At 65.3% G+C, this 19208-nt stretch carries 18 protein-coding genes and 1 pseudogene; 1 reads left to right on the plus strand and 18 read right to left on the minus strand.

Annotated elements, in window-relative coordinates:
- The coding region (phnE, locus tag ACYPXD_RS27580) for a phosphonate ABC transporter, permease protein PhnE (protein WP_459718947.1) at positions 1 to 676 on the plus strand (676 nt) is incomplete at its 5' end.
- 238 nt (positions 677 to 914) lie between these two features.
- Here the strand turns inward: phnE and ACYPXD_RS27585 are convergent.
- The 18 genes and pseudogenes from ACYPXD_RS27585 to ACYPXD_RS27670 form a co-directional block, all read right to left on the minus strand.
- Positions 915 to 1097 (minus strand): annotated as a pseudogene (locus ACYPXD_RS27585) (lipoyl synthase); the annotation flags it as partial.
- Between the two features lie 122 nt (positions 1098 to 1219).
- The gene (locus ACYPXD_RS27590; RefSeq protein ID WP_459718950.1) at positions 1220 to 2338 is read right to left on the minus strand and encodes an acetoin dehydrogenase dihydrolipoyllysine-residue acetyltransferase subunit; all 1119 of its coding nucleotides are present in this window, start codon (positions 2336 to 2338) and stop codon (positions 1220 to 1222) included.
- Between the two features lie 14 nt (positions 2339 to 2352).
- A complete protein-coding gene (locus tag ACYPXD_RS27595) occupies positions 2353 to 3366 on the minus strand; it encodes an alpha-ketoacid dehydrogenase subunit beta (protein WP_459718955.1) in 1014 nt (337 codons plus the stop codon).
- Between the two features lie 52 nt (positions 3367 to 3418).
- Positions 3419 to 4402, minus strand: a complete 984-nt coding sequence (locus tag ACYPXD_RS27600) for a thiamine pyrophosphate-dependent dehydrogenase E1 component subunit alpha (RefSeq protein ID WP_459718957.1) — start codon at positions 4400 to 4402, stop codon at positions 3419 to 3421.
- 22 nt (positions 4403 to 4424) lie between these two features.
- Positions 4425 to 5492, minus strand: a complete 1068-nt coding sequence (locus ACYPXD_RS27605) for an ATP-NAD kinase family protein (protein ID WP_459718961.1) — start codon at positions 5490 to 5492, stop codon at positions 4425 to 4427.
- 412 nt (positions 5493 to 5904) lie between these two features.
- On the minus strand, positions 5905 to 6639 hold the full coding sequence (locus tag ACYPXD_RS27610) for a class II aldolase/adducin family protein (protein ID WP_459718964.1): 735 nt from the start codon (positions 6637 to 6639) through the stop codon (positions 5905 to 5907).
- Positions 6640 to 6703: 64 nt separating this feature from the next.
- Complete coding sequence (locus tag ACYPXD_RS27615; RefSeq protein ID WP_459718966.1) at positions 6704 to 7465, minus strand: ABC transporter permease; 762 nt, start codon at positions 7463 to 7465, stop codon at positions 6704 to 6706.
- Complete coding sequence (locus ACYPXD_RS27620; RefSeq protein WP_459718969.1) at positions 7462 to 8283, minus strand: ABC transporter permease; 822 nt, start codon at positions 8281 to 8283, stop codon at positions 7462 to 7464. Before ACYPXD_RS27620 ends, ACYPXD_RS27615 begins: the two co-directional genes overlap by 4 nt.
- A complete protein-coding gene (locus ACYPXD_RS27625; RefSeq protein ID WP_459718973.1) occupies positions 8280 to 9068 on the minus strand; it encodes an ABC transporter ATP-binding protein in 789 nt (262 codons plus the stop codon). The genes ACYPXD_RS27620 and ACYPXD_RS27625 overlap by 4 nt, the downstream gene beginning before the upstream one ends.
- 5 nt (positions 9069 to 9073) lie before the next feature.
- Positions 9074 to 10078 carry an ABC transporter substrate-binding protein gene (locus tag ACYPXD_RS27630; RefSeq protein ID WP_459718975.1) on the minus strand — a complete coding sequence of 335 codons (1005 nt, stop codon included), beginning with the start codon at positions 10076 to 10078 and terminating at the stop codon, positions 9074 to 9076.
- 162 nt (positions 10079 to 10240) lie between these two features.
- Positions 10241 to 11479, minus strand: coding sequence for an NAD(P)/FAD-dependent oxidoreductase (locus ACYPXD_RS27635; protein ID WP_459719646.1), 1239 nt, complete (start codon positions 11477 to 11479; stop codon positions 10241 to 10243).
- Positions 11480 to 11531: 52 nt separating this feature from the next.
- Positions 11532 to 12503, minus strand: coding sequence for a VOC family protein (locus ACYPXD_RS27640; protein WP_459718978.1), 972 nt, complete (start codon positions 12501 to 12503; stop codon positions 11532 to 11534).
- Positions 12504 to 12549: 46 nt separating this feature from the next.
- On the minus strand, positions 12550 to 14046 hold the full coding sequence (locus ACYPXD_RS27645; protein WP_459718982.1) for an aldehyde dehydrogenase: 1497 nt from the start codon (positions 14044 to 14046) through the stop codon (positions 12550 to 12552).
- Positions 14047 to 14071: 25 nt separating this feature from the next.
- Positions 14072 to 14902 (minus strand): aspartate dehydrogenase, encoded by an 831-nt coding sequence (locus ACYPXD_RS27650; protein WP_459718985.1) that lies wholly within the window; start codon positions 14900 to 14902, stop codon positions 14072 to 14074.
- A complete protein-coding gene (locus tag ACYPXD_RS27655) occupies positions 14895 to 16553 on the minus strand; it encodes a thiamine pyrophosphate-binding protein (RefSeq protein WP_459718988.1) in 1659 nt (552 codons plus the stop codon). The genes ACYPXD_RS27650 and ACYPXD_RS27655 overlap by 8 nt, the downstream gene beginning before the upstream one ends.
- Positions 16546 to 17352 (minus strand): SDR family oxidoreductase, encoded by an 807-nt coding sequence (locus tag ACYPXD_RS27660; protein WP_459718992.1) that lies wholly within the window; start codon positions 17350 to 17352, stop codon positions 16546 to 16548. Before ACYPXD_RS27660 ends, ACYPXD_RS27655 begins: the two co-directional genes overlap by 8 nt.
- Entirely contained in the window at positions 17349 to 18254 is a 906-nt protein-coding gene (locus ACYPXD_RS27665; protein WP_459718994.1) for an IclR family transcriptional regulator, read from the minus strand. The genes ACYPXD_RS27660 and ACYPXD_RS27665 overlap by 4 nt, the downstream gene beginning before the upstream one ends.
- Positions 18251 to 19174, minus strand: a complete 924-nt coding sequence (locus tag ACYPXD_RS27670) for an alpha/beta fold hydrolase (RefSeq protein ID WP_459718997.1) — start codon at positions 19172 to 19174, stop codon at positions 18251 to 18253. The genes ACYPXD_RS27665 and ACYPXD_RS27670 overlap by 4 nt, the downstream gene beginning before the upstream one ends.
- Positions 19175 to 19208: the final 34 nt, after the last annotated feature.

Raw genomic sequence — 19208 nt, forward strand, 5'->3', positions numbered from 1 at the left:
GCGCCCGCTCGATCTGTTCGCCGACGCGGGCAACATGGGACAGTTCGCCAAGGACTTCTTCCCGCCCAATTTCGACGACTGGCGCATCTACCTGCACGAGATGCTCGTGACGCTTGCGGTCGCCGTGTGGGGCACCGCGCTCTCGATCGTCTGCGCGATTCCGTGCGGACTGATGTCGGCGCACAACATGGCGCCGATCTGGATCGTGCAGCCGATGCGGCGCGTGATGGACGCGTGCCGCGCGATCAACGAGATGGTGTTCGCGATGCTGTTTATCGTCGCGGTCGGTCTCGGTCCGTTCGCCGGTGTGCTCGCTTTGTGGGTGCATACGACCGGCGTGCTCGCGAAGCTTTTCGCGGAGGCCGTCGAGGCGATCGATCCGCGTCCGGCCGAAGGCGTGCGCGCGACCGGCGCAACGAATCTCGACGAAATCATCTACGGTGTGCTGCCGCAGGTGCTGCCGCTGTGGATCTCGTACGCGCTGTACCGGTTCGAGTCGAACGTGCGCTCGGCGATGGTGGTCGGGATGGTCGGTGCGGGCGGCATCGGCGTCGTGCTGTACGAGTCGATCCGCTCGTTCGATTATGCGCAGACGTCGGCGGTACTGATTATGGTCGTGGTGGTGGTGACGGCGATCGACCTGATTTCCGCGAAACTGCGGGAACGGGTGATTTAACCGACGGTATGCCCGCTTAACGGCGCAGACGTTCCGTCATCTCGCCGATAACGACGTGGCCGATCGCGCGCAAGCATCGCATCTCGCCGCCTAAGTTGGCGGCGAGAGCCGGGCGACCGGCAAGCAACGCTGCGTTTCCCCGCTCTGCTTCGTCCACATTGCGGCGTACCGCGTCACCGCCAGAGACGTTCACGCGGCTCCCGGAGCCAGCGGGCTTTGCACGGGCTGCACGCGGGCTTCACCGGCCCGCGCTCCGGCCAACCTGATCGGCATGGTACGAAGACCGCACGAGCGGGCCCGCCACCACGTCCTTGAACCCCAGCCGCATGCCTTCGTCGCGCCATGCTTCGAATGTTTCCGGCGACACGTAGCGCCGCACGGGCATATGAAATTTCGAAGGCGCGAGATACTGGCCGATCGTGTCGCGGCTGCGCAGGCCATGCTGCCCGAGCGCCGTCGCGCCCGAGATGCCTGCTCTGCCCGACGCCGAAACCGGCGCCGACACAGAATCCGCCACTTCGTCTTGCGGCACGGCTCGCATCGTCATGCTCCGCCGAAGAAGTCGTTCAACAGCCGATTCACTTCGGACGCCGCTTCCATATGCACCATATGGCCCTTGCCTTCGATCACATGCACCCGGATATCGCCGGACAAACCGTGCGCGTGCCGCGCGGGGATGATCTGGTCCTGCGCGCCCCAGATCACCATTGCGCGCGGCGCCAGCGCGCCGACGCGATCGCGGTAGATCTTCTGCTGCACGCCATCGGCAAACGCGAGCGCCGCGATCTTCTGCAAGGCCTCGTTGACGCCCTCGAGCCGCTTGTACTTCACGATGTCTTCGATCATTTGCCGCGTGACGAGCGCCGGGTCCGCGAATAGCTGCAGCATGTGCGGCTTTAACGTATTGCGGCTGCTGCCGGCCACGAAGCCTTCGATATACGCGCGGTTGATCTCCTCGCCGAGCCCCGCGCCGCTGATCAGCGTGAGCGACGCGACACGCGCGGGCGCATGCGCGGCGATCGTCATCGCCACGAGGCTGCCCATCGAATGTCCGACCAGATGCGCGCGCTCGATGCCGCGGTCGTCGAGAAACGCAAGCACCGCATCGGCCAGTTCCTCGACACTGCCGGTATCGACGGCTTTGCCCGATTCGCCGTGCCCCGGCAGATCGAGCGCCCACACTTCGCGGTGGGCGGCAAGGTCCGCATGATTGAACATCCACGCGTTGAGGTCGCCGCCAAAACCGTGGATCAGCACGGCGGGCGTGCCGCCTCCGTCGCCGACCTTGAGAAACCGCACAGTGCGGCCGCCGATCTGCGCTTTCTCCGGCTGCGGCCCCGCATCGGCTTGCGCCGCGGCCGCCGGCACAAAGTCGCGCTGGAATGCGGCAACCGCTTCGTCGATTTGCGCATCGGGCGTCTCGACGTCGGCCACCACGCCGAGCAACGCGCCGACCGGCAAGGTATCGCCCTCCTTCGCGATCTGCCGGCGCAGCGTGCCGTCGAACGCACACTCGACGCCCGACGAAATCTTGTCGGTCTCGACGTCGAGCAGCTCGTCGCCGCGGCTTACCTTGTCGCCGGTCGACTTCAGCCAGCCGTTGACCTGGCCCTGCTCCATCGACAAGCCCCACTTGGGCATCGTTACCATGTGAATCGGCATTGCTGTTACCTCGCTCAGTGCGTCGTCTTCGTCGTCCTGGTCACCGCGGCGGCGATCTGATCCGCCGACGGGATGTACAGGTCCTCGAGCACGCTCGCAAACGGCGCGGGCGTGTGCGGCGCGGTGACGAGCCCGATCGGCGCCTTCAGCGAATGAAACGCCTTCTGCGCGACGAGCGCGGCGATATCGGTCGCCATCGAGCAGCGCGGATTCGCTTCGTCGACCACCACGACGCGGCCGGTCCGCGCCGCGCTTTCAAGGATCGTCTCCTCGTCGAGCGGCGACGTCGTGCGCAGATCGATGATGTCGACGTGGATGCCGTCTTTCGCGAGCTTGTCGGCCGCTTCGGTCGCAAAGTGCACCATGCGGCCATAGGTCACGATTGTCGCGTCGTCGCCTTCGCGCACGACATTCGCTTCGCCGAACGGAATCGTGTACAGCTCTTCGGGCACATCGCCCTCCCGGCCGTACAGCAATTTATGCTCGCAAAAAATGACCGGGTCGTTATCGCGGATCGCCTGGATCATCAGGCCTTTGGCATCATACGGCGTCGATGGGCACACCACTTTCAGGCCGGGCACATGCGTAAACAGCGACGTCAGCATTTGCGAGTGTTGCGCCGCCGCGCGCAGACCCGCGCCCTGCATCGTGCGAATCACGACCGGCGTCACCGCCTTGCCGCCGAACATATAGCGGAATTTCGCGGCCTGATTGAAGATCTGATCGAAGCAGACGCCCATAAAGTCGATAAACATCAGTTCCGCCACCGGCCGCATGCCGCACGCGGCCGCGCCGACCGCCGCGCCGATAAAACCGCCTTCCGACAGCGGCGTATCGAGCACGCGCCCCGGATACTTGTGATAAAGCCCCTTCGTTACGCCGAGCACGCCACCCCACGCGTCGTGCTCGCCGGGCGCGCCTTCGCCGCCCGCGTTGTCTTCGCCCATCACGATGACGCTTTCGTCGCGCGCCATCTCCTGACTCAAGGCTTCGTTGATTGCCTGTGAATAGCTGATCTTGCGTGCCATGTCCGTCTCCTTGAATGTATCTGTGCGTGGCTGGCTTGCGGCCGGCAATCCGTTAGGGATACGACACGTAAACATCGGTCAGCAGGTCTTCGGCGCCCGGCGCCGGTGCCGCTTTCGCTTCGCTCACCGCGCTGTCGATCAGCTGTTTCACTTTCGCGTCGACGTCGCGCAGTTCGCCGGCGCTCAGCATCTCGGCGCGCACGACGCGTTCCTCGAAACGCTTCAGGCAATCCTTCTCGTCGCGCAGTTTTTGCACTTCGCCGGCCGCGCGATACGTCTGTGCGTCACCTTCGAAATGGCCGAAGTAGCGCGACAGCTTCATTTCGACGAGCGTCGGTCCTCCGCCGCCACGCGCGCGTTCGATTGCTTCGCCCACCGCTTCGTGCACCGCGAAGAAATCGAAGCCGTCGACAATCACGCCCGGCATGCCGAATCCGCTCGCGCGGTCGGCGATGTTGTCCGACGCGACGGCCCACGACGACGAGGTCGATTCCGCATAACCGTTGTTCTCCGCGATAAAGATCGCAGGCAACCGCCAGATCGACGCGAGATTCATCGACTCGAAAATAACGCCCTGATTCGACGCGCCGTCGCCGAAGAAGCAGACGCCGACGCCGCCGGTCTTCCTGTACTTCGCCGCGAGCGCCGCACCGCAGACGAGCGGTCCGCCCGCGCCGACGATACCGTTCGCGCCGAGCATGCCCTTCGACAGATCCGCGATATGCATCGAGCCGCCTTTGCCGCGGCAGACGCCTGTCGTGCGGCCATAGATTTCCGCCATCATGCCGCGCACGTCGACGCCCTTCGCGATGCAGTGACCGTGGCCGCGATGCGTGGTCGCGACATAATCGGCATCATTCAGATGCAGCATCGTGCCGACCGCGGACGCTTCCTCGCCCGCATACAGATGCACGAAGCCCGGAATCTCGCCGGTGGCGAACTCGACATGCAGCCGCTCCTCGAATTCGCGGATCGTGCGCATCATCCGATACGCGTCCAGCAGCTTGTGCTTGCTCAACTGACTCGAAACAGACATGGTGTGTCTCCTTTCCGTCTGATCATCTGGCGATGTAATGGCGCTGCGCGGCTATCTCGCGCATCAATTGCCGCGACGCCGAATAGCGCAGCGTGCGGCCCACGTCGACCGTCAACGGCCCGGCCCAATCCAGCGCGATCTCATAGCGATCGTCGCGCTCCAACTCAATTTCGCGTTCGCCGTCGAACGCAAGCGTGCCGCGGCCCGCGTCGAGCGGCAGCCATTCGCCGATGTCGAGCCGGTCGCAGGTGCGCATCGTCACCTGTCCGACGCGGCCCGGCGCGAGCGGCGCGAAGACCGGCACGCCGGCTCCGCCGTCGTGCGCAAAGGTCAGATGCAAACCATGCGACGCGCTGCGTTCTACCGGCGCCCACGCGCCGCCGATCGACGACAGGCCGATGCCGTCGGGCGGGGCGAAGGTCAGGTAGAGGGCGTCGATATCGGCCGGGTCCGACACCGCGCGCGCGCCGATAAAGCGCTGCCGGCTGACGCAGACGTCAACGAGTGCGATCTCTTTGCGGCCTCGGTTCGGGCCTGCGACGCAGCGCACGACGAGCCGCTTGTTGCGCGTCAATGCAACGTCGGGCGGCACGACACCGGCCGCGACGAGCGCGCCCGCGAGGCTCGCGACGGTCGCTTCGCGCATCTCGGGAAAGGCGTTGTTGGTGCCGGTGGACAGCGTGAGCAAAGGCACGCAGCCGCAATGCGCAGCGACCGCGCGATGCGTGCCGTCGCCGCCCAGCACCGCGATCAGATCGACGCCGGCGCGCACCATGTGGTCGACGCCGGCGTGCGTGTCCGCGACGCTGTCGGTGACCGGCAGATCGAGAAATTCGACATCGGGCCAATGCTCGGGGTAGCCGAGCGCCGCATGCGTATCGAGTGCGCGGCACAGCAGCGCCGCCACGCCGGTCTTGTCGCGCAACGTCAGCACGCGGCCCTCACCCAGCATGCCGAGACCCGCAAGCAGGCGCACGACCATGTTTGCCTTTTCGGCCGTCGGAAAGACCGAAGCATGGGTCGTCAGGCGGCGGATGTCGCGCCCGGACGCAGGGTTCGCGATCACGCCGACCGTGATGGGCGATGGCAAGGGCTTGTCTCCGTTGATCTGATTATTTGCTTCTGTTGCGTCTATCCGTTTGCGATGCTTGCGCCGCGCTGCGCGGCTTCGACGGAGCGCATTACTGCAATGCCCATGCCAAGAAATTTCCGGCGGTGACCAAAGTGCGATGAGCCGCGCGCATCAAGGCTCGCGACGTAAGGCGTGATGGCGTCGCACGCTTTGCAAACGCGACATGACGCAGTGCAAGAGGGTCGACGTGTCTCACGTCTTGCACGTGACAAGCATTCCGAATCAATCGATGAGAGTGCAACGCCTTCGCTGGCACGCGTTTCCCGCACTTCCCGCGCGAGATCGCCGTCTCACGTCGCATGAGACGAACGTCTCAACCGTCTCGCGTGCTGCATTGCAGTGTGATTGTGCAGCCCCGTAGAAATTAAACTTACGACCTGTCCGCCCCGACTGCGTCTCCTTGCGACTCGACTCGTCTCGCAAAATACTCGAACGAGTGTTCCCAGTGCACGGGAGTCATGATCTGCGCCATGCGCTTCGCGCGCGCTTCGGGCGCCAGGACCGCGGGCGCCAGCGACGCCGAGCGCGCCAGCACCTCCAGCCGCGCCGCGCGTTCGAGGAACACACCGACACAGATCGCATGCTCGATTGAGCGGCCGCAGAATGTCACGCCATGGTTGGCCATCATCACGACATCGCGCTCGCCCATCGCGTCGGCAAGTGCGCGGCCTTCTTCCGGCTTCACGATCAATGCGGCAGTTTCTCGCAATACGGGCAATTCACCGAAATAATCGGCGTCGAGCGTGTACGGCGTAAAGCGCTCGAGGCAGCCCGACAGAATCGACGCGTGACGCGGATGCGTATGCGCGACCACCTGCACATCGGGGCGCTTGAGCAGAATCTCACTATGAATCGGCCACTCCGAATGGCGGCCACCGCTGCCCGCAATCTGCTTGCCTTCAAAGTTCACCAGCACGAAATCCTCCGCGCCGTGCACTTCCTCGAGCCCGATACGATTGCGTTTGAGCCAGAAACCCCGGCCTTGCGGATCGCGCAGCGACAGATGCCCGAGCGACATGTCGCCGTGCCCTTCGAATTCGAGGATGCGGCAGCCGAGCGCGAGCCGGTCGAGCGCACGCTTGAGATCTTCGTTGATGTCCATCATGTTGTTCGTCGTCAGTGGGTCAATACGAAAGCGAAGGAAACGTGCGCCCCGCCGTGAAAACGCGCTAGCGCGCGCCATGCGAAATACGGCGCGACACAAAGACCAGCGCGCGGTCGAGCACAAGCCCGACGAGGCCGACCGCCAGCATGCCCGCGTACAGCCGGTCGTACCGGAACGTCGCCCCTGCATTCGCGATATAAAAGCCGAGCCCGTGCGTGTCACCGATCATTTCAGTGACGATCACCACCGTCATACCGATCGGCAAGGCAATGCGCAAACCATTCAGAATGCCGGGCAGCGCCGCGGGAATCAGCACGTGACGCAGCAGCGTACTGCGGCTCATCCCCATGTTCTGGCCGGCCCAAACGATTTCACGCGCCGTCGCGCGGCTCGCCAGATGCGTCGCGACAACGACCGGATACAGACACTCGAGCGCGGCAAACGCAATCTTCGACGGTGAACCGATGCCGAACAGGAACGTGAAGATCGGAAACAGCGCGATCTTCGGCACCGGGTAGCCCGCGAAAAACACCGGCTCGAACAGATATTCGAACCATCGCACGCGCGCGAGCCCGAAGCCGATCAGCACGCCGGCCGCCGAGCCGATCGCGAAGCCCGCGAGCGTGCGCCCGGTGGTCACGAGCGCGTGATACGGAAGGTTGCCGGACAGCGCGTCGCCGACAAACGCTTCCAGTACTGTGCCGAGCGACGGCAACACGCGTGGCGACACGACGCCGGACAGCGCAAGGCACTGCCACAGCAACAGCACCAGAGGCACCGAATACCACGCGCGAGCGCCCGACCACACACGTTTGAGCGCGATCATCGCTGCGCCTCCTCGGTGCCGAGGAGTGCGCCGCGCAGCACGCGCTTGCGTACAGCCATCAGCAACCGGTCGGCGACAAAGCCCAGCAGCCCGTACGCGACGACGCCCGTCAGCATGATGTCGTAGCGCACCCAATCCTCACCTTCGGTGATCAGCAGGCTCAAGCCCGTTTTCGCGCCGATCAGTTCCGCGGCGAACAGCGACACGAACGACAGTGCGAGCGCCACGCGCAATCCCGCGAAAATGCCAGGCAGCGTGGCGGGTAGCACGACACGAAACAGCAATGTCGGAAACGGCGTCTCGAAGTTGCGCGCGACCCAGATCAGGTGCTTGTCCATCTGCTGGACCGCGTGCTGCGCAGCGAGAAACACGGGGAACGACACGCTCAACGCGACGATCGCAGTCTGCGTCGCACTCGTCAGGCCGAAAACAAGCAGCACGACCGGTAAAAACGCGATCTTCGGAACCGGATAGATAAACGCGACGAGCGGGTCTGCGAATTCGCCGATCGGCTTCGACAGGCCGGCGAGCAGCCCGATCGCGACGCCGGTTGCCGAGCCGATCGCAAAGCCGCCGATAAGCCGTATCAGACTGTCGCGCAAATATGTCCACAATTCGCCCTCGCCGGCGAGCTCGCGCGTCGCATCCACAATCGCGCCCGGATACGACAGATACGGTGGCAGCTTGCCGCTTGCGCCAAACCACTGCCACAGCACGAGGACCACCAGCGGCACGGTCGCGCGGCCGGCCATATAACGCATGCGCCGCCACCATGTGCCGCGGCGCGGCTGAGCGGGAATCTCGAGTACCGCACTCATGCGACCTGCTCCACGTCTCGCGCCTTGATCACCTCTTCTCGTAACGCTTCCCATAGCGTGGTTCGCAGTTCGAAGAAGCGCTGCGATTTGCGGAACGCAACAAAATCGAGGCCGTCGCGCTCGACCTTCAGATCGAGCTTGATTTGCGCGGGCCGCGTCGAAAACACGACAATGCGCGTCGCCAGCGTCACCGCCTCGTCGATGTCATGGGTGACGAACAGCACGGTGCGGCGATGCCGCGCCCAGATATTGCCGAGTTCTTCCTGCAACAGCTCGCGGTTTTGCGCATCGAGCGCGCCGAACGGCTCGTCCATCAGCATGATGCGCGGCTCGAGCGCGAGCATGCGTGCGAGGGCGACGCGCTGCTTCATGCCGCCGCTCAGTTGCGCCGGGTACATGGTGCCGCCTTCCGGCAGACCGATCATCGTCAGCAGTTCCTGGACGCGCGCCGCGCGTGCCGGCGCGGACACGCCGCCGATACGCATCGGCCACGCGATGTTGTCGGCAACGCTCGCCCACGGAAACAGCGAGTAACCCTGGAACATCATCCCGCGGTCGCGCCCCGGACGATCGATCGGCTTGCCGTCGACGCGGATCTCGCCGCCAGTCAGCTGATCGAACCCGCCCGCCATGTGCAGAAACGTGCTTTTTCCGCAGCCGGACGGACCGAGAATGGCGAGGAACTCACCTTCCTCGACCGCCAGATTGAACCCGTCCAGCGTGGCGACGGAACCTTTCGGTGTCGCAAACACTTTGCGCACACCGCGTGCTTCGAGGATCGGCATTGAACTTATTCCTTCGGCAACCAGGACATGTCGACGAGCTGATTCACATCCGTCGGCTTGCGCTGGATGCCGTTCTTGATCAGGATGTCCTGCATTTTCGCGAGCGTTTGCACGTCGACCTTGTCGCTCGGGTCGCGGTAGTAGTCCGACATCGACAGATAAACCGCCGGCGTCACGCGCACCTCGCGTGCATCGATTAACGCCTGGCGCGCGTCTTTCGTGTGGTCGTCGTAATAGCGCGTCGACGTTTCGAGATCTTTCAGAAACGAATGCACGGCCGCCGGCTGGTTCTTCAACACGTCTGGCGAGGCGATCACGAGCATCAACTCCTGGTCGAACGGAATCGCGTCACGCGATGTGAACAACGGCCGCACACCGCCGTGTGTCTCCTCGGAACTCGCAAACGGCTGCGGAAACACGCCGACGTCGATCATCCCGGAACGCAGCGCCTGGCCCTGCGCGGGAAAGCTGACCGGCACGAACGTCACGTCCCGGTCCGGGTCGAGGCCGCTCTTCTCCAGCACGAGCTTCGCCCACAGGTGCGTTGAGCTGTTCAGCGCATCGATGCCGATCTTTTTGCCCTTCAGATCCTTGACCGTCCTGATCGGCGAGTTGTCGTTCACGAGATACGTGGTCTGGAAGCCGCTCGCGCTTTCCCGTGCGAGCGACGCGACGACCTTGAATTTCGCGCCTTCCGATGCGGCAAGCAGCGCTGCATTCGCGCTCGTCGTGATGAAATCGAGCGCGCCCGCTTCGAACGCCTGGAAGCGCTTGTCGTTGCCGGCAAAACGCGTGATGTCGAGCGTGTAGTCCTTGCCCTGCCCCGGTGCGATCGCGGGCTTCGCGTGCAGCAGCCACAATTGCTCTTCAGCCGCGCCGCCAATGCCGACGCGTAGCGCGGCCGGATCGGCATGCGCGAGCGCGGCCGCGAGCATGCCACCGACCAGGACGGCGACGCGCGTGATACCGCGACAGGCGGCGAACGGCTTCAACGGACTTCCACTTCTCATAGGTCACCTCGTGAATAGGGCGTTATCGCTGCTTACAACGTTCCACAAATGAAACGTCGTTTCTAATACGGTTTGCAGTTCATTCTACTGCGCGCAAAATGCATGTCGAAATTCTTTTTGCGAGTTCGTTGTGGATCGGTTCGAGCCGGCTTCGTATGCCGCTCATGCAAGCGCGGTCTGCGCATCCGCCAACGCGGCAAGCTCGACCACACGGCCCTGATTCATCCACTTGCGCGCGAGCTTCAGCTCGCGCGGGTTATTGATCGCAATCGCGCCGCGCAGCAGGCCGCGGTCGAGGCCCCCCGACAGGACAGGTTCGAGATAAAACAGCATCGCGCGCCGCGCCGCGAGATCGCCGCGCACCAGCAGCGGCGCATCGGTGGGCACATCGCCGAGAATCTGCAGGTTCACGTCGTACTGATCGGACCAGAACCATGGGATATCCGCGTACGGCTCGGGTTTTCCGAGCATCGCGCGCGCGGTGGCGATCGCCTGGTTTTGCGCATTTGCCCACGATTCGAGCCGCACGCGGCGGCCGAGCCACGCATTCGGATGATTCGCGACGTCGCCGCACGCGAACACATGCGCGTCGCTCGTCGCGCCGAACGCATCGACCACGACGCCATCGGCCACCGTCAGTCCCGCCGCCTCCGCGAGCGCCGTATGCGGCGCGAGACCGATACCGGCGACGGCGAAGTCCGCATCGAGCACCGTACCGTCGGCAAGCGTCGCGCGCACGCGCGATGCGTCGTCGGGATGATCGGCAAGCGATGCGAGCGCCGCGTCCAGATGCACGTTCGCACCGTGCGCCCGATGCAGGTCCAGCAGAAAACTGGACACGAGCGGCGGCACCGAGCGCGCGCACAGACGCGTCGCACCTTCGATCACCGTCGCTTCGACGCCGAGCTTGCGCGCCGTCGCGGCAACTTCGAGTCCGATCCAGCCGCCGCCGACCACGAGCACGCGCTTGCTCGCGCGCAGGCGCTCGCCGAGCGCGAGCGCGTCGTCGAGCGTGCGCAGATACGTCAGATGCGAAGTGCTGACGAGCGTGTCGGGCAATCTGCGCGGCGCGCCGCCCGTCGCCATGACGAGCCGGTCGTAATGCACTTCACGGCCGCTTGCGGTGCGCACGAGCCGTTGCGCGCGGTCGATCGACATCGCCCGCTCCGGTTGCCACGCTTCGACATTCAACGCGGCGAAGTCGTCGGGCGTGACAAGCCGGACCGTATCGATGCCCGCATCGCCCGCGAGCACGGCCTTCGACAGCGGCGGACGCTCATAGGGCAGATGCATTTCGTCCGCGATCATCACGATGCGCCCGCCGAAACCCTCCTTGCGAAGCGTCTTCACGATCCAGCCCGCCGCCTGTCCGCCGCCGATCACCGCGATCGTCCGCGGCATGCCGATGGTTGCGGCCGCAACGGAATCGGCAGCCGCATCGCCCGCCGTCGCGTCAGTCATCCTTGCGCTCCGTCATGAAGCGGCCCGCCGGCGCCACGGCATTCGCATTCTTCTGCCGCCGCGTGTTGCCGTCGAGGCCGCCGTCGATCGCCCATTCCGCGAACACGGTCGGACCCGGTTCGAAGTCGCGCGGCTGCCAGCTGGGCGTCAGCATGTCCTCGTCCGCGTAGTACTCGATCAGCCCGCCGGCCGGATTGCGGAAGTACCAGAAATACGCGGACGACACCGGGTGGCGCCCCGGTCCCAACTGCGTTTCCCAGCCCCGGCGACTGATATGCAGGCCGCCGCCGAACACCTCGTGAATATCGCGCACCGTGAAAGCGACGTGATTGAGACCGCGCTTGCCGCCCGGCAAGGCGAGCAGGAACAGATCGTGATGGCCGCCGTGCGGCGCGCAGCGCAGGAACGCGCCGCGGTCCGGGTAGCGGTCCGACAGCTCGAAGCCCAGGCGTTCGCGATAGAACGCCGTGTGCGCCGCGAGGCAATTCGTGAAGAACACGACGTGCCCGACTTCCACCGGCTCCGCGCGCTCATAGATCGGGCTCGGCTGATCGACGCGCAGCGTTTGCCCCCATACGTTCGAGGGCGAGCCGTGCACGTCGATCGCGCGGCGGCGCGTGACCTCGATGCGAATCGCCATGCCGTTCGGGTCGATGCAACCGACCGACAAGGCGGTCGAGAAGAAGCGGGGTTGCTCCGCCAGCGTTGCGCGATAGCGGTCGAGTTCCTGCGCGGCCGCGACGCCCCACGTCACTTCCCGCAGCGTCGCACCGGCTTCGAACGCGGGCGGCAGCGACGGGTCGTTTGCATCGACCGCGAGCACCGTACAACCGTTCAGCGTTTCGAAACGTGCGTGGCCCGCGTCGTGTGCGATTTCCGTCAGGCCCCAGTCGGCGAAAAACCGGCGGCACGCGTCGAGGTCGGTCACGCCATATGTAATCTGTTCGATACCGAGGATGCTCATAACCGTCTCCAGGCGCTTGATGAACGCCTCATAGCCTCTTGATTCCTTAATTCGCCCACGCGAGCGGAGCGTCATTCAAGCCCCAGTAAAGGCTCTTCTGCTGCATGTATTCGCGGATGCCGAAGCGCCCCTTTTCGCGGCCCATGCCGCTTTCCTTCCAGCCCGAGAACGGCGTCGAGATCGAAAACAGCTTGTACGTATTGATCCAGACCGTGCCCGCTTCGAGCGCGCGCGCCATCCGCCACGCGCGTTTGTAATCGCGCGTCCAGATGCCCGCGGCGAGACCGAACACGCTGTCGTTCGCCTGCGCGATCAACGACGCTTCGTCATCGAACGGCATCGCGACCAGCACCGGTCCGAAGATTTCTTCCCGGCAGATGCGCGCCGTATTCGGCAGCCCTTCGAGAATCGTAGGCAGGTAGAAGTAGCCGTGCTCGCGGTTGCCGCCGGTCGGACGCTCGCCGCCGCACAACAGTCGCCCGCCTTCTTCGAGGCCGAGTGCGACATAGCGCTCGACCGACTCGCGATGCGAGGCGCTGATCAGCGGCCCCATCTGCGTAGTGTCGAGCGACGGGTCGCCGACCCGCAGGCGCTTCGCGCCCGCCACGAGCCGCTCGACGAACACGTCGTAGATCGAACGTGCGACGAAAAGGCGTGAACCCGCGATGCACGCCTCGCCCGACGAGCTGAAAATGCCATACAGCACGCCATTGACCGCATGATCGAGATCGGCATCCTCGCAGACGATGGTCGGCGACTTGCCACCCAGTTCGAGCGAGGTGGGCATCAGCTTGTCGGCGGCGATGCGCGCGATGCCGCGGCCCACCTCGGTGCCACCGGTAAACGACACCTTGCGCACGAGCGGATGCCGCACGAGCGCGTCGCCGATCACCGAGCCCTTGCCGGGCAGTACGCTCAGCACGCCTTTCGGCACGCCCGCCTCTTCGCAGATGCGCGCAAGCGCGAGCGCGACGAGCGGCGTGACTTCCGCGGGCTTCAACACGACCGCATTGCCGGCGGCCAGCGCCGGTGCGAGCTTTTGCGCGTCCGACGCAATCGGCGAATTCCACGGCGTAATCGCCGCGACCACGCCGAGCGGTTCGTGCACGCTCATCGTCAAATAATCGCCGCGCGATGGCGTCAGGTCTTCGTCGAGTGTTTCAAGACACGCAGCGAAATAGCGGAAGGTGTTCGCCGCGCTCGCGACCAGCACGCGCGTTTCGCCGATCGGCTTGCCGTTATCGCGACGCTGCAATTGCGCGAGTGCTTCGTGGCGCGCCTGGATCAACGCGGCGATGCGATACAGGATCGCCGCGCGCTGATGCGGTTTCAGGCCCGACCAGTCGGCGCGCCGCCATGCGGCATCGGCTGCTTCGACCGCTGCGCGTGCATCATCGGCATCGGCCGTGGAGATCTCTGCGTTCAGCGAGCCATCGGCCGGATACAGGCTCCGGTAAGGCACACCGCGCCCGCGACGCCATTCGCCGCCGATAAAAATATCGGCGGTGGGCACAAGGCTTGTAATCAGTTCTGCTGGGGACATGTCGTTGAGTCCGTCCGGGTCTCGCTCAGATCACGCAGCGCGCCGCGCGGTTGCGCAGCGCGCGAATCGCGCTGAACGCGGTGAGCGCGGATGTTTTCGGGTTATCGGGTAGCGGCTTGCCGCTCATTTCCAGCGACATCTCGCCAAACGCGCCACGTGCGAGCACGCGATGCACATTGCGTGTCACGTTCGGATCGGCGATCAGCCGCACTGTCGTCGCGTCGAGACCCAGGCCCGCGAGCGCGATCGTCGCCGCGACGTTCGCGTTTTTCGGGTAAAGCCGCGCCGCGTCGCGCGCGCTGCCTTCGAAAATGACCCGTTCGTTCGCGAGCGCGCGCAGGTCGCACACGTCCTCCGCCGGCGTGCCGAGCCAGCCGACCGGCGGCTTGCGACCCGTGTACAGCACTTCGTCGAGGCCGCCAAATTTCGCGGCTGCAAGTGCATCGACGCCGCCGATCGCGCCGGACAGCAGCGTCAGCGTTGCCGCGCCCTCTTCGGCCGCAGCCGACAGCGCATCGAGCAGCCCGGTATCCGAGAGCGCGCCGATCGATGCGACCGCGCAATCGGTTCCGGCCTTCAACAGCGGCACGACATGAGCGATGAGCGCGCCATGCCCCGCACATTCGAGCGCAAAGTCGGGCTGGCTCGACAGCGCGGCGACCGATGTCACGACGTCGATGTCGGCGCCCACCGTCGCACGCACGGCGGCCGCGTGCGCTTCGGGCACGATCACATGCGACACATGCACCTGCGCATCGACCGCGACCGCGCGATACACGGCCTGGCCGATCGCGCCGAAGCCGATCATCGCGATATTCAGCGGCCCCTGTTTTTCCGGGTTCAGCGCGCTATGCATGTTCGGTTTCCTCCTTTTTGACGGGCGGTCCGGCGAACGCGGTCGCAAACGAACCGACCGCGAGCATGTCGACTTCGATCAGCACCGGCCCCTCCTTCGCGAGACCTTGCGCAATGACCTCGTCGGCTTCATCGAGCGAGTGCAGGCGGTAGTGCGTCAAACCGAGGCTCGAGCAGAACTGCGCGAAATCCGGCTGATGCAGATCGACGTAGTAGCGCCGGCCGCCGTATTGCGCATCCTGAATATTGCGGATCACGCCGTAGCACTTGTCGTTCATCAACACGATCATCACGTTGGCGTTTTCCTGCACCGCGGTCGCGAGTTCACCGACGTTGACCATCAGGCCACCATCGCCGACAAGGCATACCGTTTTCGCGGCAGCGCCCGCGAGTGCCGCGCCGATCGCCATCTGGATGCCCTGGCCGATGCCGCCGCCGAGTGCGTGCACGCCCGCGCGCGGCGCGAAGATCTTCAGCAGCCGGTTGCCCCACGTGCTGTTCGAAATCGTCACGTCGCGCACCCAGTTGTAGTCGCGGCCCACCGCGCGCTGCAATGAGTCGACGAGGCGGCGGTACGGTCCGAGGCCCTCCACCACTTCGGATACCGCGGCTTCGCGAACCGCGGCAAGGTCTTGTGCGAACGCGGGGTCGATAGCGAGGCGCCCTTCGAGCCGGTCGGCCAGCTCGCGCAGCACCGCGGCCGCGTCGCCGTGCACGAACAGTTCGTTGCGGTAACCGCGGTTATCGGCGAGGGCATCCGCATCGACGCGATAAAGCGGTTGCGGCAAACCGAGCTTGTACTTCAGCGTCTCGTTGCCGCGCAGCCGCGAGCCGACGACCACGAGCGCATCGCAGCTCGCATAGAACCGTTCGACCGCCGGATGCACGTTGAACGCGCCGAGCGACGCCGGGTGATCCTCGGGCAGCACGCCGCGCCCCTGCACGCTCGTCACGACACCGAAGCCGAGCGCGACGAGCCGTTCCACTTCCGCCCGTGCGTGGCGAGTGCCGCCGCCAAGCCACAGGAGCGGCCGCTTCGCATTCGCCAGCGTATCGGCCAGACGCTCGACGCGCGCGCTGTCATGCGTGAGCGTCGTGACATGCGGGGGAGTCAGATCGGACGGCCATTCGATCAGCGCGGCCTGGATATCGATCGGAATCTCGACGCTGACCGGACCGCCCGGCGCCGCTTGCGCAACACGCACGGCTTCGCGGATGGTCGGCAGCGCCGTTTCGACCGAGCGCACGCGAAATGCCGCTTTCGAGATCGACGACAGCATCGAGAGCTGATCGGGGGCTTCGTGGATGTACGCGAGGTCCTGATCCAGATAGTCGGTCTCGATCTGGCCGGTGATGTGCAGCAACGCGGTACCCGCCGTCAACGCCTCGACCATCGCGCCGGCCGCATTGCCGGCTGCAGTGCCTGTGCTTGTGAACGCCACGCCGAGGCCGCCCGACACACGCGCGAGGCCATCGGCCATGTTCACGGCGCCGGCTTCGCCGCGCGCGCCGACATAGCGGATCACACCGCGTCGTCCGATGGCATCGAGGATCGGCATGTTGTGAATCGAAATGACGCCGAAGGCGGTACGAACGCCGCACTGCTCGAGAAAGGCAGCGATCAGTTCGCCAACGGTAGTTTTGCTAGACATGTCGTGCTACGCCTCCAGAGACATCGATATGGGTGCCGGTCGTGTACGACGACAGCGCCGTGGCCAGGTAAAAGAGCGCCCGTGCGGCTTCGTCCGGACGTCCGAAGCGGCCAAGCGGAATGTTTTTCTTGCGTGCGAGTTCGCTGCTCCAGGCTTCCCAGCTCTGGCCGGGCTGCGCTTGCGCGGCGTAACGCCGGCGCCACTGCCCGGACTCGACGATGCCGATCAGGATCGAATTGACGCGCACGCCGTACGGTGCGAATTCGACCGCGAGCGATTTGGTCAGACTCAGCACCCCGGCACGCGCGGACGATGTCGCGACCATATGCGGCTCCGGCTGCAGCGCCAGCAGCGAATTCACGCAGACGATCGCGGCGTTGCCGGCGCCGGCCGCCTCGCGCAACATCGGCAGGAATGCACGGACCGGCCGGACGATGCTGAAGTACTTGAGGTCAAGCTCTTCTCGCCAGGCTTCGTCGGTGGTATCGGCGAAGGTCGACACGCGGCCCTGTCCTGCGTTGTTGATCAGCATGTCGACACGGCCGAACTGCGCGTGCACATCGCGCCGGAAAGCATCGACCGCCGATGCGTCGAGCACGTCGCACGACACCGCGAGCAACGACGCGTTCGGTATGCGTTCCCGCAGTGTCGCTTCGGCTGCGAGAAGCCGCGCGAGGTCGCGCCCGCAGATCGCAACCGAGGCGCCCGCGCGCAAAAACAGCTCGGCTGTCGCGAGTCCGATGCCCGATGAGCCGCCCGTGATCACCGCAACCTGTCCGGTCAAATCGATTTCAATCATTGCAATTCCAGTGTCTTCTTGGAGCCGTTGCGGTCTGCGCTGGGTCGTGTATTGGGCGTATTGGGCGTATTGGGCGCCTCGTGTGATCGATAGTTGAGCCGCAGCGACAACTGGTCGGCCGCATGCTTCACCTTGTCGACGAGGCCCGACTCGATCAGCGCAGTGTCGATTTGCGGACTCAGGATCGTCGTCGTGATCACGGCGGCAATGCGGCCCGTGTGATTGCGCACCGGTGCGGTCACGACCGAGATACCGCTCTCGAACGTCGACTGGCCGATCGCAAAACCCCGTTGCGCGTCCGCGCAGATCGCCGCATGCAATGCGTCGACGGTCGGCGGCGTGTGGTGCGTATAGCGTTCGAGTTCGTGTTCCGGGTAGAGCGCAATCAGTTCGTCGAAGGCGAGGTCGCCCATCAACACGTGGCCGTGCGTCGAAGCGTGAGCCGGCAAACGTGTACCGACATTCACCTTCACCGAACTGAACGGCGCGGCATGGCTTTGCGCCTTCGCAACGAACACCACGTCCCTGCCGTCGCGAATCAGGATGTGCGCGGTAAAGCCGGTCTCGTCGCGCAATTTCTCGATTAGCGGTTGACCAAGATCGGTCAGTTCCAGCGAACTCAGATACTCGAAGCCGAGCCGCAGCACCGCGACGCCGAGACGGTAATTGCGATCCTTGTCGACGCGCTCGACGAATCCGAGCGACTCGAGCGTCTGCAGCAGCCGGAACACCGTCGTACGAGGAATACCGAGGCGTCGCGAGAGCTCCGGCGCATCGAACGCGGGCTCACGCATGGAAAACTCCGACAGGATGCGCAGGCCGCGCTCGAGGCCGGGCACGCGGTAGCCCGTTTCGGACTGCGCATCGTCGTCGCGTGCGGCGGGTTGATGGTCCGATGTCATGGCGCCTCCCCTTCGCTCGCCGCGGGCATGGTGTCGGCCATGCGGCAGAACGTGTCGATCAGTTCGCTATAGACCGCCGGCGCTTCGACATAACCGGCGTGGCCCACGTGCGGCACGATCTGCAGCGTTACCTGCGCAGCCCGTGCGATGGGTTCGCACGCTGACGGCGGTGTGATCGCGTCGGCGGCGCCGACGGCGACCGCGACGCGCCCCGGAGCGCCCGTGAGGTCGGCAGCCAGGTCGGCGTTTGCGAGCAGATGCGTCGCCTGCGCGTAACCGCGAGGCAATACGCGCGCCATATTCCACCGTACCCATGCGCGTGCGTCGTCGTCGGCGCGCGGCGACAGCATGTTGTTGCTGCGTTGCGCAGCGAGGCCCGCGGGCCCCAGTCCGGCGAGCGCCGCAAGACGCTGTTCGCGCTTCGACACGCGCACATCCGGGTCCGCCGCGCCGTATCCCGACGCCGGCGACAATAGCAACAGACCGGCCACACGCGACGCATGGGCGGCCGCGAACGCACCCGCGATAATCGCGCCGAGCGAATGGCCGACCAGCACGCAACGGCTGACACCGAGCGCGTCGAGCCAAGCGCACAGTACCGCGGCATAGTCGGCCGCAAACGGCGACATCGCATCGACCGGCGTCGATTCCCCGTAGCCGGGCGCATCCCACGCGAGCACGCGCCGGCTGCCGCTCAGTGCTTCGAGTTGCTGCACCCACGACGCCGCACCCGAGCCGATGCCGTGCAGCAACACCAGCGGCACCGCGCCGGCATGCGTGCCCGCTTCGCGATAGCCGAGCACGCGCCCCCGCGGCAGCTCGCACCGGCGCGCAGTGAAGCGCGCAAGCAGCGCGCGATGGCGCGGCGCAGCGAGTTCGGTTTCAGTGGCGACGGCAGTGTCGATTGACGAAGCGGACATGGTTTCGGTTGCGAGGCATCGAACGGACATCGGC

Source organism: Paraburkholderia sp. 2C, assembly GCF_054589215.1.